Below are 20,221 nucleotides of genomic sequence, written 5' to 3'. Positions count from 1 at the left end.
AGGTGCCCAGCCTCCTCCACCGCGTCAAGTCCAGGATGTTCATCTTCGCGCATCGCAGGACCCTTACCCTGCTGGATGGCGAGTATGGATCCGTATTCAAGGGCCGCAGCCTGGATTTCGACGAACTGCGGGCCTACGTCCCCGGGGATGAAGTGCGGGACATTGATTGGAAGGCCACCGCGCGTCATGGTTCGCCCTTGGTCAAGCGCTACGTTGCTGTACGCCGCCATTCCGTCCTGCTGCTCGTCGATACCGGACGGACCATGGCAGCCCAGGCTGCCTCCGGTGAAGCCAAGAAGGACATAGCCATCGAAGCCGCCGGAGTTCTTGGGTACCTCGCCTGCCGGCACGGCGACGACGTAGGACTCCTGCACGGTTCGGCCACTGCCTCCCGATACCTGGCACCGCGTGGCGGCGAGGAGAACCTGGAACGGCTGCTCCGCGAACTGGATGCGACCATTTCCCTTGATGGCCCTGCGAGCGCGATCACGCAACAACTCAACTATGCGCTGCGGTATGTGAAGGGGCGCCTGCTGATCGTTGTTATCGCGGACGAGTTCATGCCCGACGCCCATGCGGAACATCTGCTGCGGCGGCTGCGCGTCCGCCACGAGGTCCTTTGGCTCACCATCCGGGACGCGGAGCTGGCTTCGGATCCGGACAGCACGGACGTCGGAAGCGGGTTTTCCATTCCTGCTGCTTTAGCGACGGACGTCACGGTACGCGACGCCTACGCGGACGCCATGCAGCACAGGGAAGAAGACCGCCAAGCGATTTTCCGCAGGCTTGGAATCGCAGAGTTGCAAACGCGGGGCACCGCGGACCTGCTTCCTGCTGTCTTCGCACTCCTGGATAAGCATAGATCCGGTGGACCCTCGTCTTCAGGCGCTCGCAGGGGTGGACGCCATGGATGATGAGGCTTCGTTCTACGCGCCCCTCGTGTACCAGCAGCACTGGCTGTGGCTGGGGTTGGCACTTCTCCTGATCGTTACCGGCTGGTATGCGTGGCTCCTGTTGCCGCGTGCAATAAAGCGGTCAGCCATACTGTCCGAGACGACGCACGACCTGGAATCAGTCCGGGCAGCCTGCCTGCGCGCCATTGGCGCCATCGAGTTGGACGTCGACGGCGGCCGTATGCTTGAGCGCGACGCCCACCAGAGGCTGAGTCTCCTCGTGCGGGAGTTCGCAGCCGCGGCGACGGGCCTGCCGGCCGCTTCCATGACCCTGGAGGAATTACGGCGTCACGGCCTGGATCATTTTGCTGTGCGGATCGCCCGAATCTACCCGAACGAGTTCGCTCCTGTCGCAGTTCAATCGGTTCGTGATTCTGCGAACGCAGCACGAGAGGCGGTAGAGGCGTGGAATTGACCTATTGGTGGGTTCTTCCACTCGCGCTGGCAGCCCTGCTCTTGGCCGCATGGCTGTTCCGCCGCAGGGTTCGCCCAACAACAAGGCCGGTGGCACACGGGGAGCGGCTCACCGATCTTCCCGCGTACCAGCAGGCACTCCGCCGGCATCGGAAAAGATTGATCCTTGCTGTTGCCCTGGGAGCCGTGTTCCTCGCAGCCACGGCAACAGCCGCAGCGAGGCCCTCCCAGAGGACCACCGATCAACCTGAGATCCGTAACCGGGACATCATGCTGTGCCTGGATGTTTCCGGCTCCATGACCAGCACTGACGCCGCCATCACCGGGGTGTTCAAGGACCTTGCCCGCGAATTCGACGGCGAGCGCATCGGCATGGTGATCTTCGACAGCAGCAGCGTCCACCTCTTCCCGCTCACGGACGACTACGAGTACGCCGCCGAGCAACTGACGGCAGCACAAGAGGCCTTGGACAGCGGCGCCGGGTCCTTCTTCGACGGCACCTGGAACGGAGGCGGCTCGTCACTGATCGGTGACGGCCTTGTGTCCTGTGTCCAAAGCTTCCCCGACGTCGGACCCGCCACCAATGACGCCAAGCGCTCGCGGTCTGTGGTGCTGGCTACGGACAACTTCCTTTCCGGCAACCCGATCTTCACCTTGGAGCAGGCCGGCGCCTTGGCCAAGAGCAAGGATGTGAGGGTCTATGCGCTGAACCCCGGAGATTTGGACTATGGTGACGATCCTGAGCAGCCAGGTGCGCGGCTCAGGGCGGCAGCGGAGATGACGGGCGGCAGCTACTACACCCTGGACAGCCCGGAAACCGTTCCCGGCATTGTCCGTAAGGTGCAGGAGACCGAGGCCACAAGCTATCTTGCCGCACCCCAGGTAGTTGTTGCGGACGCCCCGGCGTGGCCCATCGGCATTGCCCTGATTTCAGGGACGGGAATAGTGCTGCTCGGATGGAGGGCGCAGCCATGAACAACGTGACCATCGCGCCGCTTCTTCCCTGGCCGTTCCTGGCTGCACTTGCCTTGGCCGTGGTTACCTTTACCGTCTGGCTCATGGTTCGGGGCCGCCAGCCCAAGCGGGCCTCCCGATCCGCAGCCTTCCGGGGTGCCGCCGTCGTGCTTGTTGTCCTGGCGGCGCTCCGCCCCGGTTGGGCGGGCAACGACGCAAGGGGCGCCGTGGCAGACCTGGACGTTTTCTTCGTGGTTGATACGAGCACCAGCATGGCGGCGGAAGACTACAACGGAACCCACACCCGGCTTTCCGGGGTCAAGCAGGACGTGATGGCAGTTGCCAAAGAGTTGGCGGGTGCGAAGTTCTCCTTGATCACTTTCGACAGCAAAGCGACCGTCCGCATGCCACTGAGCCAGGACGCCACCGCCCTGCAGACCGCCATTGTCACACTCCAGCCGCAGAATCCGCGCTACGCCAACGGCAGCAGCGTGACCGGTGCCGGGGAGATACTCCAGGAAAGGCTGGCCGCCGCCCAGGAACAGCACCCCGGGCGTCCGGCACTGGTGTTCTACGCCGGCGACGGTGAGAACACCAGCTCCGGCACACCTATGCCCCTGCCCATCAACCCTGCCACTGTGGCCGGGGGAGCGGTGCTGGGGTACGGCAGTTCCCAAGGCGGACGGATGAAAGACCCGGCCAAGGACGACGGTGATTACGTGCAGGACAGGAGCGGTGACTCCTCGCAGGATGCCGTGTCGCGGATCGATGAAGGTCAACTGCGGACCATTGCCTCGCAGCTCAACGTGCCGTACGTCCACCGGAGCGGAACGGAAACGACAGCAGCGATGCTCGGCAAGGCACAACCCGGCACGCTGGCAGCAACTCACGACGACGCAACGGGCCGCGCCGAACTTTACTGGCTACTTGCACTGGCGGCATTCCTCCTGGCCATGCATGAACCGCTCCGGCAGCTGGCAGCCCTAAGGGACTTGCGGGGGACACCTGCCCTGCACCAGTCCCACGATGGCAAGGCTTCCGTTCGATGAGCTTCGACCAACCGGGCGGCCACACGCGCCGAATGGACCAAGCCCGACGGCGGAGACGCCAACTTGCGCTGTGGTCCGCCCTGCCATCGCTGGCTGCTCTCGCCCTGGCAGCCAAGCTCCTCACAGTGGCAGGCTTTGGCGGCTCTGCACTTCACGCTTTTGAATCAGGGAACCAAGGCGGCGTGGCCGCGGCAGCTGCCTGGCTGGAGATCGCGAACATCGTTGAACCCCACAAAGCACACTTCGCATCAGGCGACGCCCACGTGCTTGCGGGGGACTTCGAAGCGGCACGAAGCGACTTTGAGGCGGCGCTCGCAGCAAGCCCGGGCATGGACGAGTGCAAGGTGAGGGTGAACCTGGTCCTCACCATCGAAAAACTGGGCGATGCCGCTGAAGCTGCCGGGAGCGCTACGGCGGATGGCCTGTTCCGGGAAGCGCTGGACGCCGGCCAAGCGTCTCCGGTTCAATGCCGTGACGAGGGGCCTGCGAACGCTGCCGGTGAGGGTGACCGGCTGGACGCGGCACGGGAGCGCCTCACAGCCAAGATCGGCAACGATTCCACGCCCGGCGAGGGTGGACGAGATTCTGCGGAAGCACCTCCTCCCGCCCAGCAGGAACAACTCCACAAGCTCCAGGAGAGTGCGCACAAAGCCCAACAGGAACGGGCCGAGGGCCAGGAACGGGAAGAATACTTGCGGAGCCCCGATCAGGGTACCGGCGTGGACCGTCCTTGGTAGGGGTAATGTGCGTGCGACTCCCGGTGGGGTTCGGCAAAGAAAGTTCACCGATTGCCCAGCATCGGGCACGATGTGGAAGTCCTCCTGGCCAAGCAGCGCTCCGGTGCGGACTTTGCCATCACCCAGGTCTTCTTCCACGCCCACGAGTATTCGGACCTGGTCACAAGGGCGCGCCGTGCAGGAGTGACCATCCCGATCATCCCCGGCGTCATGCCGCTCACCAGCGTCCGGCGCCTTAAGCGCCTTGGCGAGCTGGCCGACGTCGACCCTTCACCTGTTCTCATGGAGCGCCTGGCTGCCGCGGACACCGAAGCCGAGCGCCGCAACCTTGGCGTGGCCGCAACGGTTGACATCGCCAACGCGGCATTGGACGCCGGCGCCCCCGGCATCCACGTTTACACGTTCAATGAGCACGCGCATGCCCTGGATGTGCTGGACAAACTGGCGCTTCTGCGGCCTGCCCGCCCAACGAACCGGGTGAGCACCATGGCCCGCCCCCAGGAATTCGTTGGCTGAAACCGCCAAGTAGGCCAGGCATAAACGACGCCGGCCGGTTACCTGAAAAGGTGACCGGCCGGCGTCGTGGTTCTACGGGTGGGTGCTACTCCCAAAGGATTTCGTCGTCCACTACGCCGTCTTCGTCTGCGGCGACCACGAGTGTCTCGTCGGTGAAATGCGAGCCGAGGGTAAAGTCCAGCACGAAGTAGCGTTCGGGTTGGCCAGGGTAGATGGCAACATGACCGAGCTTGAGGGCATTCAGGAACACATCATTGGTGAGCTGGGATTTGTCCCTCACGCCGAAGACCGATTCCAGTTGTTCTTCCTTCAGCTGCGAACTATGGAAATGCAGGAACTGCTGGGGGTTCGTCCCGTCCTGGTCCAGTTCGTCGGCGATCATCTCCCGGACCTGGTCAACCAGCTCCGGGAGGAATCTCAAGCGGTAGTCCACCTTGTGCATGGCGGCCTCGTCGAAATGGTCATGTGCCGTGACGTTGAGGTCCAACTCAAGCTGGTTCCCGCCGAGTTCATGCTGGGCGACGAAGCAGTGTTCACGCCCGTGGTTGAGCTCGATCTCCCCAAAATGTTTGCTCGCTACCTTGCCCATGTGATCAATCTAACCCCAACCTCCGGCGTGTTCCAGCAATTGGGGATATTTCACTTCCTCCGCTGCGGACCCTTGACGGGCGTGGCTTTCAGGGGATGCAGGCCGCTCTTTTCGGTCGTGCCCCGAAGCGTGTCAGCGAGCAACTGCGTGAACAGTTGCACCTGGGCCGTGCGCTTTTCATTGATGAGCAGGGCGAACACGTTTCGTGCCAGCCGGATGTCCGGAACGTCAAGGACCACGACGCCGGGTGGCCGGTTCCGCAGCGCCAGTTCCGGCACCAGCGACGCACCAAGACCCGCCGCCGTCATCTCCAGGCTGGCGTGGAAGTCGTCACTGTAGGCAACGACGCGGGGGTGCAGGTTGCAGCTGGCGAAAAGTCGCTCGATGACCAAGGCGTCACTGGTACCGGGATGGTGGATGATCCACGGCATGTCCGAAAGATGCGCAGCCTCGATTTCGGCATCCTCCCGGATCTTCCAGGAAGCAGGGAGCACCACACGGAAGTCGTCGTCGCCGATCCATTGCCGCTCCAGCGAGTGCGGCCACGCCAATCCGGATTGGCCCACCTGGTACACGAGGGCCACATCCAGCTCGCCGCCGCTGCGCAGGCCCTGAATGGTCTGCGCCGGCTCAGCCACGGACACCTTCAGTTCAATGCCGAGGCCGTTCCATCGCTCATTGCGCAGGATATCGGGCAGTACGTACGTGGCGAGACTGGGAAAGATCCCCAGCCGCAGTTCCTGTGCGGGGGCATCGTTGGTCCTTGATGCTGCGGCGAGGAGCGCTTCGACGTCTGTCAGCACTTTGGATGCGTGCCGCGTCATGGTGACGGCCGCCTCGGTCGGTACCACGCTTCTTGCGGAGCGCAGGAACAATTCGACGCCGGTGTCCCGTTCTAAGGCTGCCATTTGCTGGGACACGGCCGAGGCGGTGTAACCGAGTTGGGCTGCCGCTGCCGCGAACGAACCCAACCGGGTGACCTCCATCAATGTACGGAGGTGGAGAAGGTTGACCATCAGCACACCGTACTGTTCGCCACGCCACATTTTCAAAGTGTCGCGACACGCCGGAAACGGGCGACACGCTGGAGATTAAATGTGGCTAAGTAGTCCACAGGGTGTGGATTTCATCTCTCACTTTGGCGGAATCACGGACATTTTGAGGGCCCTCACCTGTGGACGGACGGTGGATTGAATGACATACTTGTAATACATCATCTTGGGGTTCCGGAGAGAAGCTTGCACTACATGTAGTATCGATTTACGGATTGAGCGGGAAACCAGCCCAAGACCAAACAGAGCGTGTTGGCTGCCACAGCAGCCTGCGGGCCGTTATCGGATTCAGTAATTAGTTCCGGTTGAGCCCGCCAGATACGAAGAGCTACAGACTTCAACTAAGGGGACAGGGATCATGACCGTAACGGTTTACACGAAGCCGGCCTGTGTTCAGTGCAACGCAACCTACCGCGCACTCGACAAGAAGGGCATTGCCTACCAGAGTGTCGATATCTCCCAGGACGCCGAGGCCCTCGAGCGCCTCAAGGCACTGGGTTACATGCAGGCTCCTGTCGTCGTGACCGAGCAGGATCACTGGTCTGGATTCCGCCCGGACAAGATCGAGGAACTGGCACAGGCCGCTTCCTCCGTGGCCTAGTTTTCGTTAACTGACTCCGCCACCACATCAAGCAAGAATTCCTATGTAGTCGAGGTGACTCCCATGGCACCGCTGGCAGCGGCAACCGCTCGCAATGAGACGGAAGCTGTCACCACGAGGAGTCACCTCATCTACTTTTCCTCCACCTCCGAGAACACCAAGCGCTTTGTCCAGAAACTGGGCAGGGATGCGGCGCGCATCCCTCTCTACGCCCAGGATGCACCGCTTCAGGCTCTTGAACCCTTCGTCCTCGTCTTGCCTACCTACGGCGGCACCAACGGGGAGGGTTCCGTGCCTAAACAGGTCATCAGGTTTCTGAACAACCCCGGGAACAGGGAACTGATCCGTGGTGTGATCGGTGCGGGGAACACCAACTTCGCGGACAACTACTGCGCAGCCGGAGACATCATCTCCGTGAAATGCAAAGTTCCGCATCTCTACAGGTTTGAACTCATGGGGACGCCGGAAGACGTCATCCGTGTCAACGACGGATTGGAAAAGTTTTGGACACGACTGTCGCAGAATCAGAAGTAGCCGGGGGCACTGTGGACACGGCCAAGAAGCCACTGCCGGAGGCCTATAAAGGTCTTGGCTATCACGAACTGAACGCCATGCTGAACCTTTACGGTCCAAACGGCGAGATCCAGTTCGAGGCCGACCGCGAGGCCGCGCACCAGTACTTCCTGCAGCACGTGAACAACAACACCGTGTTCTTCCACGACCTGGAAGAGAAGCTCGATTACTTGGTGAAGAACCAGTACTACGAGCGCGAAACCCTCGACCAGTACACGATGAACTTCATCCGGGACCTCTTCAACCGGGCGTACAAGAAGAAGTTCCGCTTCGAGACCTTCCTCGGTGCCTTCAAGTTCTACACCTCGTACACCCTGAAGACGTTCGACGGCAAGCGTTTCCTTGAGCGCTACGAAGACCGCGTTTGCATGGTTGCGCTGCACCTCGGCCGCGGCAACGAAGAGCTCGCCACCCGCCTGGTGGACGAGATCATCGACGGTCGCTTCCAGCCGGCCACCCCCACCTTCCTCAATGCCGGCAAGGCCCAGCGCGGTGAGCTCGTTTCGTGCTTCCTGCTGCGTATCGAGGACAATATGGAATCGATCGCGCGTGCCATTAACTCCGCACTGCAGCTCTCCAAGCGCGGTGGCGGTGTGGCACTGTCCCTCACCAATATCCGCGAGCATGGCGCACCGATCAAGCAGATCGAGAACCAGTCCTCGGGCGTCATCCCTGTGATGAAGCTCCTCGAAGACAGCTTCTCCTACGCCAACCAGCTCGGTGCCCGCCAGGGTGCCGGTGCCGTGTACCTGCACGCGCACCACCCGGACATCTACCGCTTCCTGGACACCAAGCGTGAAAACGCGGACGAGAAGATCCGCATCAAGACGCTGTCTCTTGGAGTCGTGATCCCGGACATCACGTTCGAGCTGGCCAAGAAGAACGAGGACATGTACCTCTTCTCGCCGTACGACGTCGAGCGCGTGTATGGCATCCCCTTCTCCGACGTCTCCGTCACCGAGAAGTACTACGAGATGGTGGATGATTCCCGGATCAAGAAGACCAAGATCAACGCCCGCGAGTTCTTCCAGACCCTCGCCGAGATCCAGTTCGAGTCCGGCTACCCGTACATCATGTTCGAGGACACCGTGAACCGGGCCAATCCGATTGACGGCAAGATCACCATGAGCAACCTTTGCTCGGAGATCCTGCAAGTTTCCTCGCCGTCCATCTACGCCGAGGACCTGAGCTACGAAACCGTGGGCAAGGACATTTCCTGCAACCTCGGTTCCATGAACATCGCCAAGACCATGGACTCGCCGGACTTCGGTCTCTCCATTGAGACGTCCATCCGTGCACTCAGCGCTGTGTCGGACATGTCCTACATCAACTCGGTTCCCTCCATTGCGCAGGGCAACGCACAGAGCCACGCCATCGGCCTGGGCCAGATGAACCTCCACGGGTACCTTGCCCGTGAGCGGGTCCACTACGGTTCCGAAGAGGGCCTGGACTTCACCAACATTTACTTCTACACGGTGTTGTTCCACGCTTTGCGTGCTTCCAACAAGCTCGCAATCGAGACGGGCCAGAAGTTCGGTGGCTTTGAGAAGTCCGCTTACGCAAGCGGCGAGTTCTTTGACAAGTACACCGAGCAGGAATGGGCTCCGGAAACGGAGCGCGTGCGTGAGCTGTTTGCCGGTCACCACATTCCTACGCAGGACGACTGGCGCGAGCTCAAGGCTTCCGTCATGGAGCACGGCATCTACAACCAGAACCTCCAGGCCGTTCCGCCCACCGGTTCGATCAGCTACATCAACAACTCCACGTCGTCCATCCACCCGGTGGCCGCGAAGATCGAGATCCGCAAGGAAGGCAAGATCGGCCGCGTGTACTACCCGGCTCCTTACCTGACCAACGACAACCTGGAGTACTACCAGGACGCGTACGAGATCGGCTACGAGAAGATCATCGACACCTACGCCGCCGCCACGCAGCACGTGGACCAGGGCCTGTCCCTGACGCTGTTCTTCAAGGACACCGCCACCACCCGCGATATCAACAAGGCGCAGATCTACGCATGGCGCAAGGGCATCAAGACGCTCTACTACATCCGTCTCCGCCAGCTCGCGCTGGAAGGGACTGAGGTGGAGGGCTGCGTCAGCTGCATGCTCTAATCAACCGAAAGCGGTTGATGTATTGCGGCCACTGCCGCACACAAAACTGAAGATTACGACGGCGGGTTCCCACCCGCCGTCGTACGCTTACCTTAAAGAACCCAACGCTAAAGGGGATGACATGACCGAGAAGGTCAAGCTGCTGAGCCACGTCGAAGCCATCAACTGGAACAAGATCCAGGATGACAAAGACGTGGAAGTCTGGAACCGCCTGGTTAACAACTTCTGGCTTCCGGAGAAGGTGCCGCTGTCCAACGACGTCCAGTCGTGGCACACGCTGACGCCGGAAGAGCAGCAGCTGACCATGCGCGTCTTCACCGGCCTGACCCTGCTGGACACCATCCAGGGCACCGTGGGCGCTGTCTCCCTCATTCCGGACGCGCTGACCCCGCACGAAGAAGCTGTGTACACCAACATCGCTTTCATGGAATCGGTGCACGCGAAGTCGTACTCGTCCATCTTCTCCACGTTGTGCTCCACCAAGGAGATTGACGACGCTTTCCGCTGGTCGCTCGAGAACGAGAACCTGCAGAAGAAGGCGCAGATCGTCATGGACTACTACCAGGGCGACGATCCCTTGAAGCGCAAGGTTGCCTCCACGCTGCTGGAAAGCTTCCTGTTCTACTCGGGCTTCTACCTGCCCATGTACTGGTCTTCCCGTGCCAAGCTCACGAACACTGCCGACCTCATCCGCCTGATCATTCGCGACGAGGCCGTGCACGGCTACTACATCGGCTACAAGTTCCAGAAGGGCTTGGAAAAGGTTTCCGAGGCCCGTAAGCAGGAAATCAAGGACTACACGTTCGAGTTGCTCTTCGAGCTGTACGAAAACGAGGTCCAGTACACGCACGACCTCTACGACGGTGTTGGCCTGGCCGAGGACGTCAAGAAATTCCTCCACTACAACGCCAACAAGGCCCTCATGAACCTCGGCTACGAGGCCATGTTCCCGGCATCCGTCACCGACGTGAACCCGGCGATCCTTTCAGCGCTTTCCCCGAACGCTGACGAGAACCACGACTTCTTCTCCGGCTCGGGCTCTTCCTACGTGATCGGCAAGGCCGTGAACACGGAGGATGAGGACTGGGAGTTCTAAGGACTTCCGGCATTAAGCCACCTTTGATCAGGCGGGCAGCGTATAGCTGCCCGCCTTTTCTGTGTTTTTCCGGCAAACGGATGCATGCACGGCAACGCTCCAGGGGAAGGTCAGCCTACGTCGGTGCAGTCCTTGGAGGTGAGGGGGTGCCGGCAGAGGCTTGTGCAGTAGTGGTACGTATGTGCCCGGGTAGGGGTGGGGCTTTGGATTGGTAGGTGTGTCCGGTGGGGGTTGTGACGTGGATTGTGTGTCTGCTCCCAGCTGCAGGTTTCGCATTCCAGCCTGGGTTTTCTTTGGTGTGGTTGCAGCGTTCGCAGAGTCCGGCGCCGTTGCTCAGGCTTGTCGGTCCGCTGTTGGCCCAGGGGAGGATGTGGTCGATGTGCCGGATGGGTGCGTCGCAGTACGGGGTGCGGCAGGTATGGTCGCGGGTTTCGATGAATTGGCGCATGCCTGCCGGGAACAGACGCGCTTTCGAGTCGGCGGCCACTAGTTCGCCGGTCCCTGGTGCGGTGTAGAGGCGGCGTAACCAGACGTCAAAGCCCGGCTCCTGGGGAGCTACGGACGCGGCTTCAAGCTGCGTTGCGTTGCCTGGCTCGGGTCCGGGGTCAGTTCCTGCGGCTCCGATGAATGACCGTGCCCAGCCGGCCGGGACGATTCCGTAGCCTGCGAGGCGTGCCGGTTCGGTGTCGCCTTGGAACAAGGTGCGGTCGGTCATGACGATCTGTAGGTCAATGCCGGTGTAGCCGTTGGGCGTGCCGGTGATGCGTTCGACGAGGGTGTCGGCCATGACTTGGCCCCGGGAGCGGTCATCGCCGCGGGAGCGGGCGGTGTCGGCGTCCCGGGTGAGGGCAGCGTACGCGGCGACGCCTTGGGCGACGGGTAGGAGTGCGGTGAGGTAGGTCATGGTGTCCGGGGCGGGGCGGAGGCTGACGTGACGTTCCGAGGCGGCGTGGGCGGCGCGTTGGGTGACGGAACGCGGGTCCCTGCGGTAGGCGGCCGCCTTAGCAGCGGCGATGATGGCGCGGTCGCCAGCGCCGTCGAAGGTTCCGGTATCGGCGGAGAGTTCTTCGTCGACAGCACAGCGGTCTTCGATCGAGAGGCAGGCTGTTTCCTTCACCAGCAGCGTTGCCCGCCATTCGTTAAGCCGGCCGTTCTGCAATGCAGCCATGGTGTGGGGCATCTCGGTCACCAAGGCTCTGGCGAGGCCAAGGAGCCGCGAGCCCTTGTTCGGAGATTCACGCCTGGCCAAGGCCACCTGCGCCGCTACGCCTTGGCCTCGCTCCGAGGCCGGAATTCCGGCTGATGTCTGTTCCTCACGTTGAGCCAGGTCAAAGGCCACCGCGATCTTGGCCTGCAAACTTGAAATGGCCGACTTCATGTCCTCAAGCATGCGCAACTGCTTGATGAGGTCGGTGCTCACACTGCCGCTTGGTGCGAGAGCAGCGTGCTTTGCCGGAACGGGTTGATACTCGGCGACAGATGAACCCTTGGCGGGAGCGCGAGCAGGCAATGAGACATCCGCTTTGGCGGCTTGGACTTGCTGACTTCGGCTCATGCTTCCACTCTGTCAGGGGGCACCGACAATTTAGCGTCCCGCCGTAACCTGCTTGAGAAACACAGACTGAAGCGGGAAGTTGGTCGCTCGCGCTCTGCGGGGCGGAAAAGCGAGAGTAGGGTTTTGCTTGTAACCCACGTAGAGCCGAACCGAGTAGATACTGGAGTGCCGCATGACCAAGTACTTGATCTCCTTCCCCAGCGAAGCCATGGTCATTCCGGAAGGGCAGTTCCAAGCGGTGGCAGATGCCGCCCATGCCGTGATCGAGGAAGCCAAAGCAGCCGGTGTATACGTCTTCGGTGGCGGAATCAACGAAGACGTGAAGCCCGTGCGCGTAGCGGGTGATGGCAAAGTGGAACGGGGTACATATCCAGGGCACAACGTACCTAACGGCGGGTACACGATCCTCGAATTGCCGTCCCGCGACGACGCAGTGGAGTGGGCAGCAAAAATTGCAGTGGCGTGCCGGTGCCCGCAGGAACTGAGGGAGTTCCAGTACGATCCGGCGAGCTGACATTGGTCTCCTTGGGCAGCCGGCTGAACCTTCCAGCCCTGCCACACGTCCTTACATCAGAGGGCGATATCTGCCATCTTTCCGGGAAGGACAGCGACCATGACTCAGCTCGGCAAGTTCGAAAAGTACCTGATCGAAGAGTTCTACGACGATTACCGCTCCGGCGATATGTCCCACAAGACGTTCACCCGACGCGTCGCGTTCATCATGGGAAGCATGACCGCAGCCGCGGCAGCCATGACTCTGGTCGGCTGCACACCGGATGAAGTCCCCAGGAGCACGGATCCGATGCCCACGCCTTCGCCCACGTCCGCGGCAACATCACCCGGGACGGCGACTACGGCTGTCCCCAATGCCAAGAGCCCTTTGTCCGTACCTGAGGGCGCCGCGGGGCTAGTCACGGAAACGGTGAAATTCGACTCCGGGGGCACCGAGATCAGCGGCTATTTGGCCCGGCCGGAAGGCAGCCAGCGAGGACCGGGCATTTTGATCTGTCACGAAAATCGCGGGCTCACTCCACATATCCAGGATGTAGCCCGGCGTTACGCCAAGGAGGGCTACGCCGCGTTGGCCCTGGACCTCCTCAGCAGGGAGGGCGGCACGGCTTCACTTGACCCGGATGCAGTCTCCGGGGCTCTGACCCAGGCGGGTGCGCAACGGCACGTCTCCGACTTCGCAGCCGCCTTCGAGTACCTCAACGGACAAGACTTCGTAGAGGAAAGCCGGATAGGCATGGTCGGTTTCTGCTTCGGCGGCGGCATCACCTGGCAGGCGGCCACCGATATCCCCGGACTCAAAGTCACGTCCGCGTTCTATGGCCCTGCCCCGGAGCTGGCCAAAGTGCCCACCATCAAGCCCGCGGTTTTCGGGGTCTACGCCGAAAACGACGCGCGGATCACGGGCCCGATGCCGCAGCTCAAAGAAGCCCTGGACGCGACGAGCGTCAAACACGAACTCAAGGTGTATCCCGGCGTTGACCATGCCTTCCACAACGACACCAGCGAGCGGTACGTCGAAGTCCAGGCAACGGCGGCGTGGAACGACACCTTGGCGTGGTTCAAAGCGAACGTGTGAACGTCTGAACCCTATCCGCCCAGCCGCTCCGCCTCACTTGCCAACTCGGCTTCGAGGGTTTCAATACTGGGCAGGCTTGAGACCAGTTCATCAGGCAGTGAGTCGGCCAATGAGGTGCGCCATTCTGCTATGCCAATTGGTGTATTGAATCCACGCAAGGCGTATTCGGCCACCACGCTGTTCTTCTCTTTGCACAGCAGCAGGCCGATGGTGGGTTTATCGTCGGGGTGCGCCATGAGGTCATCCACTGCTGCCATATACATGCCCAATTGCCCCAGGAAGCCCGGCTCAAACTTGACTGCCTTCAGCTCGATCACCATGTAGCAACGTAACTTCAAATGATAGAAAAGCAGGTCGGCGAAGAACTCGTCACCGGCAATCTCCAACCGCACCTGTTCGCCAACAAACGCAAAACCTTGTCCCAGTTCCAACAGGAACTTCTCCACGTGCTTCACCAATTGCAGCTCCAATTCCCGCTCGGTGTGCCGCTCGGACATGGCCAGGAAATCAAAGACGTACGGATCCTTGGTAGCCTGCTGCGCGAGATCCGAATCAGCACGCACCATGGTGGACTTGAAATTCGTGATGGCCTGCCCGGAGCGTTCATGAAGCCGGGTCTGTATCTGGTGCGTCAGGACGTTGCGCGACCAGCCGTGTTCGGCAGCCGCCGCAGCGTACCAAAGTCGTGTGGCGGCGTCGTCGAGCTTCTCGAGCAGCGCTATCTGGTGGTACCACGGCAATGTTGCAAGCGGCGCTTGCAACATCGGGAACTCCGGCCATGCCTGGGCGAAGCTCTTCATGTACCGAAGGTTCCTGGGGGAGAAGCCTTTCGCGCCGGGAAAGCGCGTGCGGATGTCCGCTGACAACCGGGTGACAACCTTGGCGCCCCACCCCTCCTCGGATTCCCGCTCGGCCAGCCGGCGGCCGATACTCCAATACGAATTCAGCAACTCGCTGTTGGCCGCCGCGAGCGCCCGGGTGCGGCCAACACGAACCTCTTGCGCCACCGTGTTGAGCAGGGTGGGGTACCACTCCGGCATGGATGAGGCCGCCGGTACGCCCGGGAATGATGCCGAGGTGTCGGTTGAGAGTTCCTGCGAGGGCATGTGACTCCTATCGATTGCTGATGGCAGCACGCTATGCGGAGGCACTGACAAAATAGGCGGATGAGTGACGCCGGCGAATTTGTGGACTACACGCTTCAGCGTGAGTCCTCATGGGAGAAGGCCGCAGAAGCAAACGAACACCTCGGCGGATTGAAGGTGTACGGTGCCTCGGTGGGTGCCGTCCGGGGAACCATCAGGGACGCGCTGAAACGGCATAAGGGTCTCAGCCATGACGATGTCACAGCCCTGAGCTCGGAACTTTGGTCAGAACCTGTTTTCGAGCGGCGTCTCGCCGCAGTGGTCCTGCTGCAGACCAAGGTGAAGATCCTGGTCAACACGGACCTGACCCGACTCGAGGGTTTCATCCGGCAATCGGGGACTGAGCAACTGGTTGATCCCTTGGCGGTTGACGTCGTGGCACCCTTGCTGGGGCGGCTGGAAGGACAGGCAAGGGAGCGCGCAGACAGGGTCCTGGAGCGTTGGTCCAATGATCCGGATCCCTGGCTCCGACGCGCTGCGGCCTTGGCTACCGGTGGCCCCACCCCTTGATTAGCATCACAGACGCGCCTAGCGTTTCCAGCAACGCATGCCACATGCCAATTCCGTGAATTGAGAGGCAGGTTGTCTTGATGAAGTCGCTCTGGTTGGATCGCGAATCCCGCTTTACGTCCGACGCAATCCCCGACGAGAAGCATTTTGACACGATTGTTGTCGGTGCCGGCCTGACCGGCATGGTTACCGCCTTGCTCTTGTCCAGGTCCGGGCAACGTGTTGTGGTCTTCGAGGCCAGGACCCTGGGCGCCGTCACCACAGGCCACACCACCGGCAAGCTGAGCCTCCTGCAGGGAGGCGCCTTGTCAGCCCTGCGCGGCCAGTACTCCCTGAAGGTTGTGCAAGCCTATGTGGAGGCCAACAGAACCGGGCAGGCGTGGCTGATGCAGTACATGGAGCAGCAAGGCATCCCGTTCCAGCGCAGGACTGCCGTCACTTTCGCAACCAGCGACGACGGCGCGCAGCGGCTTCGCAAGGAAGCTGCGGTTTCGCGGGACGCAGGTTTGGATGTCCACTTCAGCCGGGACGCGGGACTGCCCTTTTCCGTGGTGGAGGCACTGGAACTTGAGGACCAGGCCCAGATACACCCGATGGAAGTCCTGGATACGTTGGCCAGGGATATCCGGGAACATGGCGGGCTGGTTGTCGAAGGTGTGCAGGTGCAAAACGTGGGGTCGGAGCAGCCGCTGGAGGTTTCCACCCGTAAGGGCTCTTTTACGGCAGACACGGTAGTCATAGCCACCGGCACACCGATCCTCGACCGCGGCCTTTACTTCGCCAAACTTGAACCCAACCGTTCCTACGCGGCCGCGCTCCGGCTTCCCGCCGAAGCCACGATTCCAAGCGGAATGTACCTGAGTATCGATCCACCTACCCGTTCGCAGCGCACGTACCCGGCGCCCGATGGTGAGTTGCTGCTCGTCGGCGGCTACGGGCATCCCGGCGGCAGGGCGAAGTCGCCACAGGCGCATCTGGATGACCTCCTTGGTTGGGCCAACCAGCACTATCCCGGGGCAGAAGTTACGCACACGTGGTCTGCCCAGGACTACCAGGCGACCAACCTGGTTCCCTTCTTCGGCAAGCTCCCCAGGGGGCACGGCCGGATCTTCTTTGGCACGGGTTACAACAAGTGGGGAATGAGCAACGGCGTAGCCGCGGCCTTGTCCATTACCTCCGACATCCTCGGAGGACATTCCGACTGGGCCCGCGTCATCCATCACCGCGTCACATCACCCCAAGGCGCTGCCCAGACCATTCGCCTGAACGCCAGTGTGGCCAAGCGCATGGTCGAGGATAAAGCCAGGGTCAGGAGCAACCCGGAAATTACTGACCAGACGCGCCCGCCCGAGGGCAGCGGAGTTGTCGGGCTTTATCAAGGTGAGCCTGCAGCTGTCTCGACGGTGGACGGCAATGTTTGCATGGTGTCTGCGAGTTGCGCCCACTTGGGTGGGCTGCTGAGCTGGAACGACGCTGAAAAGTCCTGGGACTGCCCGTTGCACGGATCCAGGTTTGCGCCTGACGGCAAATACCTGGAAGGGCCGGCAACGCACAATCTGCAAAAGTCTCCCGGAAAGAAGAAGGACTAGGACAGACGATCGACGCGCCGCCGGGCTTGGTCCGCGGCGCGTCGTTGTTGTGTGGCTGCCCGGACCGCGAGTTTCTTTTTCGACTCGGCAGCTTCGGCGTCCCTGGTGATTCCGATCAGCTCGGCCTCCATGGCGGCCAGGCGCTTCTTGACGTCGGCGATCCCGGCCTCCAGTTCGGATCGCCGTTCAGCCAGTTCTTTGACGTCGTCCCAGACGCGGGCTGCGGCGTTCTCCGCATCCCGTGCCTCGGTGTCGGCTGCCTCGAACTCATTGCGGGCTTCCTCCAAGGCAGCCCGGCGCTTTTCTGCGCGACGCTCAGCCAAGGAGGTAGCGGCTTCTTCGGGTTCTTTCTTCTGCACCGGCTCCGGAGCTTTTTTCTTGCTCGCGCGTACTGACGGTTGACGTTCGGCCCGGGGGACCGACTTCCCAGCCGTCGGCGCTTCGCTGACCTCCGTGTCTTCGGGACTTGCGGCAGCCACGGCGTCCGTTAGGTCCACGGACTCAAAACCGCTCCCGCTCAACGCCCGTACCAGGCGGCCGGTACCAACAGCGGCGGCAGCACCGGCGTCGGCCATTACCGCCCTGAAGGTCTGCTCGACGTCGGCAGCGGCCGCCGCGCTTAGCACAGCTCCCAGCTCACTGGCCAAGTCCTTGGCTGAATGGACAGCCGACGTCAACTGGCCTTGGCGCTGCTGGCCAAGTTCGCGGAAGGCCTCTGCGTCACCGTCTTCTTGCGCAGCGCGGAGGGAAGCGCCAAAACGCACGACGGCGTCGATCACCTCGGGCTTGTGAACGGCGAGCATGTTGATCGCCCAAGCTCCTGCGGCAGGCTTTGGCAGGCCTGTAATCTCCTTGGCGAGATCCTTGTCACCGGAGTCTTTGGCACGGCGGGCAAGAGCAGTCCGTTCGGAGGTGAAGTCGCGCGGCAGCACCGCATACAGCTGTTGGGCGGCATCGCGCAGATCCATGCCTTCATCCTAGAGGGGCACCCGACGGGCAGCGGGACTTTGGCCTGGCAGCAGAGGGCGCCGTCGGCGGCGCACTGGTTCTTAGGGTAGCCTAAGTCACGTGGACCAGATCATGAGCTTGCCTTTTGGCGTCGCGCTGGCGGCGCTTTTCGCCATTGTCATGATCCGCGTGAACGTGACGTATTGGCTGGGCCGCGGAGCCGTGGCCGGCTTTTCCCACACCCGCTTCGGCAATGCTTTGGAACGTCCCAAAGCAGCCCGCGCGCAGGCCCTGATCCAGCGCTGGGGGCCGTACGCCGTCGTTCTTTCGTTCCTGACCGTGGGCCTTCAGACTGCAGTAAACCTGGCTGCCGGTGCCGGCCGGATGCCTTTGCGCCGGTATCTGCCGGCCGCCACCATTGGATCTGTCCTCTGGGCCTTGCTCTACGCAACTATCGGGCTCGCCGCGTTGGAGGCCTGGTTGGCTGTTGCTGCAGCGTCGCCTGTGGGAGCGACTGTGGGTGTCGCTGTGGTGGCTTTGGTGGTCGTCTGGGTCATTGTGGCCCGGCGTCGTCGGGCAGCGGTCAAATCAGCGGATACAGTGGTCTGAGTTCTACTGCTGGATCGGCGAAAGGCTCGGGTTGACTACTGCATTACCGGAACTTGCGGAAGGCAACTTCTACTACGAAACCCTGGGGGAAGGCCGCTACCGCTCCACGATCCACGCCCAAGGCGCCTGGAATCCGCACGAGCAACACATGGCCCCGGCCTCGGGCATCATCGCCGACGCCCTCGTTCGGCACGAGCCCCGCAAGGACGTCCGCCTGGCGAGGATCAGCTACGAGATCCTCGGCCTGATTCCCGGCGGAGAGTTCCAGGTTGCCACCTCAACGTTGAGGCCCGGCAGGACCATCGAGCTCATCCAGGCTGAGCTCTCCGCAGGAGGCCGCGTTGCCATCCGGGCCACGGCCTGGCGCATGATCACCAGCGATACAAGCGCCGTCGCTGCCGTGGAGGACGACCCGATGCCCGCGCCGGATGAATGCAAGCCCTGGGATGGTGCGAGCGTATGGCCGGGCGGCTACATCCGGTCCCTGGAAATGAGGATGGCGGAAGGACATCGCCCCGGATCGGGCAAGGTGTGGATCCGTACCATGCATCCTCTGACTGACAGGGAAGACAGCGGCGACCTCGCGCGCCTCATGGGGCTGGTGGATACAGCCAACGGCATCGCCGCCCGCGTACCACCGGGTGAAAACAGCTACATCTTTCCCAACGTCGACTTGCAGATCCACATGTACAGGGCGCCTTCCGGAGAATGGCTCGGCCTCGACAACAAGGTGTCCTTCGGGGCCGACGGCATCGGCTTGACGTCCAGCGTCCTCCATGACGTTGAAGGACCCTTCGGCAGGGCCGAGCAGATCCTGACGCTGAGGAAAAGCTGATGACCACAGGCAGTGCCTCCCATCCTGGCCTTACTGTGTATCGCCAACTGGAATCACTGGGTGCCGCGGAGGATCTTGATTTCGCCTTGGAGTTGCTCAAGCGCGCCCGCACCGGACAACTGGGCCCCTCGCTCCGGCTTTACAGGCCCCAGGCTACGGTGGCCTTTGGCCAGCGGGACGCAAACCTGCCGGGCTTCAGCGCGGCAGCGGACGCTTGCCGCGAGAGAGGGTTTGAACCGCTGGTCCGGAAAGCCGGAGGCAGGGCAGCCGCCTACCACCAGGGCACCTTGGTCATCGACCATATTGAACCGCATCCGGATGCGATCGTCCGGGCGAAGGCCCGTTTTTCCGAGTTTGGTGAGTTGCTGGCCGGTGCGCTCCGCAGCGTGGGCGTCCATGCCGCCGTCGGGGAAATCCCGGGGGAGTATTGCCCTGGCGAGTTCAGTGTCCACGGGGAGGACCCCGACTTTCCCGCCCACCGCATCAAGCTGATCGGCACGGCCCAGCGTGTGGTTTCGGGCGGCTGGCTTTTCAGTTCCGTCATTGTTGTGGAGGATTCAGCGCCTATCCGGGACGTCCTCACCGCAAGCTACGCCGCGCTCGGACTGGACTGGGACCCGGCAACGGCCGGAGCCGCCAACGACCTCCTTCCGCACTTGGACGTGGAGACGGTGGAGAAAGCTGTGGTTGAGGCGTACCGCGGGTATGCGGATGTCATCGACGGCGACTTCCGAACACTTCTGCCCTGACTCGTGAAGGCATAGGGTGAAAAACATAGCATCCCCAATGCCGAA

Annotated in this window: 22 protein-coding genes; 17 read left to right on the top strand and 5 right to left on the bottom strand. The window is 62.0% G+C overall.

Going from position 1 to position 20,221, the window contains the following annotated elements; all coding sequences use genetic code 11:
* Positions 1-2: 2 nt before the first annotated feature.
* Genes AB0N65_RS03610 through AB0N65_RS03585 form a run of 6 tightly spaced genes read left to right on the top strand, consistent with a single transcriptional unit; the run spans position 3 to position 4,623 of the window.
* Complete coding sequence (locus AB0N65_RS03610) at positions 3-914, top strand: DUF58 domain-containing protein (protein WP_364157792.1); 912 nt, start codon at positions 3-5, stop codon at positions 912-914.
* Positions 907-1,368, top strand: a complete 462-nt coding sequence (locus AB0N65_RS03605) for a hypothetical protein (RefSeq protein WP_364157790.1) — start codon at positions 907-909, stop codon at positions 1,366-1,368. The genes AB0N65_RS03610 and AB0N65_RS03605 overlap by 8 nt, the downstream gene beginning before the upstream one ends.
* Positions 1,359-2,342, top strand: a complete 984-nt coding sequence (locus tag AB0N65_RS03600) for a VWA domain-containing protein (RefSeq protein WP_364157787.1) — start codon at positions 1,359-1,361, stop codon at positions 2,340-2,342. Before AB0N65_RS03605 ends, AB0N65_RS03600 begins: the two co-directional genes overlap by 10 nt.
* The gene (locus AB0N65_RS03595) at positions 2,339-3,370 is read left to right on the top strand and encodes a VWA domain-containing protein (RefSeq protein WP_364157785.1); all 1,032 of its coding nucleotides are present in this window, start codon (positions 2,339-2,341) and stop codon (positions 3,368-3,370) included. The genes AB0N65_RS03600 and AB0N65_RS03595 overlap by 4 nt, the downstream gene beginning before the upstream one ends.
* Positions 3,367-4,107: a hypothetical protein gene (locus AB0N65_RS03590; RefSeq protein ID WP_364157783.1), complete on the top strand. Its 741-nt coding sequence runs from the start codon at positions 3,367-3,369 to the stop codon at positions 4,105-4,107. The genes AB0N65_RS03595 and AB0N65_RS03590 overlap by 4 nt, the downstream gene beginning before the upstream one ends.
* A gap of 51 nt (positions 4,108-4,158) precedes the next feature.
* Positions 4,159-4,623 (top strand): methylenetetrahydrofolate reductase, encoded by a 465-nt coding sequence (locus AB0N65_RS03585; RefSeq protein WP_364157781.1) that lies wholly within the window; start codon positions 4,159-4,161, stop codon positions 4,621-4,623.
* Between the two features lie 85 nt (positions 4,624-4,708).
* Here AB0N65_RS03585 and AB0N65_RS03580 read toward each other — a convergent pair whose 3' ends face one another.
* Complete coding sequence (locus tag AB0N65_RS03580) at positions 4,709-5,212, bottom strand: DUF2004 domain-containing protein (RefSeq protein WP_364157778.1); 504 nt, start codon at positions 5,210-5,212, stop codon at positions 4,709-4,711.
* Positions 5,213-5,262: 50 nt separating this feature from the next.
* Complete coding sequence (locus tag AB0N65_RS03575; RefSeq protein ID WP_364157776.1) at positions 5,263-6,228, bottom strand: LysR family transcriptional regulator; 966 nt, start codon at positions 6,226-6,228, stop codon at positions 5,263-5,265.
* 394 nt (positions 6,229-6,622) lie between these two features.
* Here AB0N65_RS03575 and nrdH point away from each other — a divergent pair, with 394 nt between their 5' ends.
* The 4 genes from nrdH to nrdF all read left to right on the top strand — a co-directional run bounded on the left by nrdH (position 6,623) and on the right by nrdF (position 10,648).
* On the top strand, positions 6,623-6,865 hold the full coding sequence (nrdH, locus tag AB0N65_RS03570; RefSeq protein WP_144658986.1) for a glutaredoxin-like protein NrdH: 243 nt from the start codon (positions 6,623-6,625) through the stop codon (positions 6,863-6,865).
* Between the two features lie 63 nt (positions 6,866-6,928).
* On the top strand, positions 6,929-7,399 hold the full coding sequence (gene nrdI / locus AB0N65_RS03565; RefSeq protein WP_364157772.1) for a class Ib ribonucleoside-diphosphate reductase assembly flavoprotein NrdI: 471 nt from the start codon (positions 6,929-6,931) through the stop codon (positions 7,397-7,399).
* Positions 7,400-7,410: 11 nt separating this feature from the next.
* On the top strand, positions 7,411-9,552 hold the full coding sequence (gene nrdE, locus AB0N65_RS03560) for a class 1b ribonucleoside-diphosphate reductase subunit alpha (RefSeq protein WP_364158008.1): 2,142 nt from the start codon (positions 7,411-7,413) through the stop codon (positions 9,550-9,552).
* Between the two features lie 121 nt (positions 9,553-9,673).
* A complete protein-coding gene (gene nrdF, locus AB0N65_RS03555; protein WP_216925513.1) occupies positions 9,674-10,648 on the top strand; it encodes a class 1b ribonucleoside-diphosphate reductase subunit beta in 975 nt (324 codons plus the stop codon).
* A gap of 115 nt (positions 10,649-10,763) precedes the next feature.
* On the opposite strand, the gene AB0N65_RS03550 is transcribed toward nrdF, so the two are convergent.
* Entirely contained in the window at positions 10,764-12,068 is a 1,305-nt protein-coding gene (locus AB0N65_RS03550; protein ID WP_364157768.1) for a DUF222 domain-containing protein, read from the bottom strand.
* Between the two features lie 307 nt (positions 12,069-12,375).
* On the opposite strand from AB0N65_RS03550, the gene AB0N65_RS03545 reads away from it, so the two are divergent.
* Positions 12,376-12,717, top strand: a complete 342-nt coding sequence (locus tag AB0N65_RS03545; RefSeq protein WP_364157765.1) for a transcription initiation protein — start codon at positions 12,376-12,378, stop codon at positions 12,715-12,717.
* A 99-nt stretch (positions 12,718-12,816) separates the two neighbouring features.
* Positions 12,817-13,791, top strand: coding sequence for a dienelactone hydrolase family protein (locus AB0N65_RS03540; RefSeq protein WP_364157762.1), 975 nt, complete (start codon positions 12,817-12,819; stop codon positions 13,789-13,791).
* Between the two features lie 11 nt (positions 13,792-13,802).
* On the opposite strand, the gene AB0N65_RS03535 is transcribed toward AB0N65_RS03540, so the two are convergent.
* Positions 13,803-14,897 carry a PDDEXK nuclease domain-containing protein gene (locus AB0N65_RS03535; protein ID WP_364157759.1) on the bottom strand — a complete coding sequence of 365 codons (1,095 nt, stop codon included), beginning with the start codon at positions 14,895-14,897 and terminating at the stop codon, positions 13,803-13,805.
* Positions 14,898-14,957: 60 nt separating this feature from the next.
* On the opposite strand from AB0N65_RS03535, the gene AB0N65_RS03530 reads away from it, so the two are divergent.
* Positions 14,958-15,446: a DNA alkylation repair protein gene (locus tag AB0N65_RS03530; protein WP_364157756.1), complete on the top strand. Its 489-nt coding sequence runs from the start codon at positions 14,958-14,960 to the stop codon at positions 15,444-15,446.
* 80 nt (positions 15,447-15,526) lie between these two features.
* Positions 15,527-17,035: an FAD-dependent oxidoreductase gene (locus tag AB0N65_RS03525; RefSeq protein WP_364157753.1), complete on the top strand. Its 1,509-nt coding sequence runs from the start codon at positions 15,527-15,529 to the stop codon at positions 17,033-17,035.
* Here AB0N65_RS03525 and AB0N65_RS03520 read toward each other — a convergent pair.
* Complete coding sequence (locus tag AB0N65_RS03520; RefSeq protein ID WP_364157750.1) at positions 17,032-18,003, bottom strand: hypothetical protein; 972 nt, start codon at positions 18,001-18,003, stop codon at positions 17,032-17,034. The two genes, AB0N65_RS03525 and AB0N65_RS03520, sit on opposite strands and share 4 nt — an antisense overlap.
* Before the next feature lie 112 nt (positions 18,004-18,115).
* Here AB0N65_RS03520 and AB0N65_RS03515 point away from each other — a divergent pair, with 112 nt between their 5' ends.
* The 3 genes from AB0N65_RS03515 to AB0N65_RS03505 are packed head-to-tail and all read left to right on the top strand — an operon-like array spanning position 18,116 to position 20,176.
* Positions 18,116-18,592, top strand: coding sequence for a VTT domain-containing protein (locus AB0N65_RS03515; RefSeq protein WP_364157747.1), 477 nt, complete (start codon positions 18,116-18,118; stop codon positions 18,590-18,592).
* A 31-nt stretch (positions 18,593-18,623) separates the two neighbouring features.
* A complete protein-coding gene (locus AB0N65_RS03510; RefSeq protein ID WP_364157744.1) occupies positions 18,624-19,427 on the top strand; it encodes a thioesterase family protein in 804 nt (267 codons plus the stop codon).
* Positions 19,427-20,176, top strand: coding sequence for a lipoate--protein ligase family protein (locus tag AB0N65_RS03505; RefSeq protein WP_364157741.1), 750 nt, complete (start codon positions 19,427-19,429; stop codon positions 20,174-20,176). The genes AB0N65_RS03510 and AB0N65_RS03505 overlap by 1 nt, the downstream gene beginning before the upstream one ends.
* Positions 20,177-20,221 lie beyond the last annotated feature (45 nt).

It is taken from the genome of Paenarthrobacter sp. NPDC089322 (assembly GCF_040684895.1).
GTDB lineage: Bacteria > Actinomycetota > Actinomycetes > Actinomycetales > Micrococcaceae > Arthrobacter.
This window is presented reverse-complemented; position numbering and strand designations above follow the sequence as displayed.

Coding starts and splice junctions, on each gene's coding strand:
- nrdI (WP_364157772.1), top strand. CDS start 6,929: ATGGCACCGCTGGCAGCGGCAACCGCTCGCAATGAGACGGAAGCTGTC.
- nrdH (WP_144658986.1), top strand. CDS start 6,623: ATGACCGTAACGGTTTACACGAAGCCGGCCTGTGTTCAGTGCAACGCA.
- AB0N65_RS03505 (WP_364157741.1), top strand. CDS start 19,427: ATGACCACAGGCAGTGCCTCCCATCCTGGCCTTACTGTGTATCGCCAA.
- AB0N65_RS03540 (WP_364157762.1), top strand. CDS start 12,817: ATGACTCAGCTCGGCAAGTTCGAAAAGTACCTGATCGAAGAGTTCTAC.
- AB0N65_RS03535 (WP_364157759.1), bottom strand. CDS start 14,897: ATGCCCTCGCAGGAACTCTCAACCGACACCTCGGCATCATTCCCGGGC.
- AB0N65_RS03530 (WP_364157756.1), top strand. CDS start 14,958: ATGAGTGACGCCGGCGAATTTGTGGACTACACGCTTCAGCGTGAGTCC.
- AB0N65_RS03595 (WP_364157785.1), top strand. CDS start 2,339: ATGAACAACGTGACCATCGCGCCGCTTCTTCCCTGGCCGTTCCTGGCT.
- AB0N65_RS03515 (WP_364157747.1), top strand. CDS start 18,116: ATGAGCTTGCCTTTTGGCGTCGCGCTGGCGGCGCTTTTCGCCATTGTC.
- AB0N65_RS03575 (WP_364157776.1), bottom strand. CDS start 6,228: ATGGTCAACCTTCTCCACCTCCGTACATTGATGGAGGTCACCCGGTTG.
- AB0N65_RS03520 (WP_364157750.1), bottom strand. CDS start 18,003: ATGGATCTGCGCGATGCCGCCCAACAGCTGTATGCGGTGCTGCCGCGC.
- nrdF (WP_216925513.1), top strand. CDS start 9,674: ATGACCGAGAAGGTCAAGCTGCTGAGCCACGTCGAAGCCATCAACTGG.
- AB0N65_RS03545 (WP_364157765.1), top strand. CDS start 12,376: ATGACCAAGTACTTGATCTCCTTCCCCAGCGAAGCCATGGTCATTCCG.
- AB0N65_RS03580 (WP_364157778.1), bottom strand. CDS start 5,212: ATGGGCAAGGTAGCGAGCAAACATTTTGGGGAGATCGAGCTCAACCAC.
- AB0N65_RS03605 (WP_364157790.1), top strand. CDS start 907: ATGGATGATGAGGCTTCGTTCTACGCGCCCCTCGTGTACCAGCAGCAC.
- AB0N65_RS03525 (WP_364157753.1), top strand. CDS start 15,527: ATGAAGTCGCTCTGGTTGGATCGCGAATCCCGCTTTACGTCCGACGCA.
- AB0N65_RS03590 (WP_364157783.1), top strand. CDS start 3,367: ATGAGCTTCGACCAACCGGGCGGCCACACGCGCCGAATGGACCAAGCC.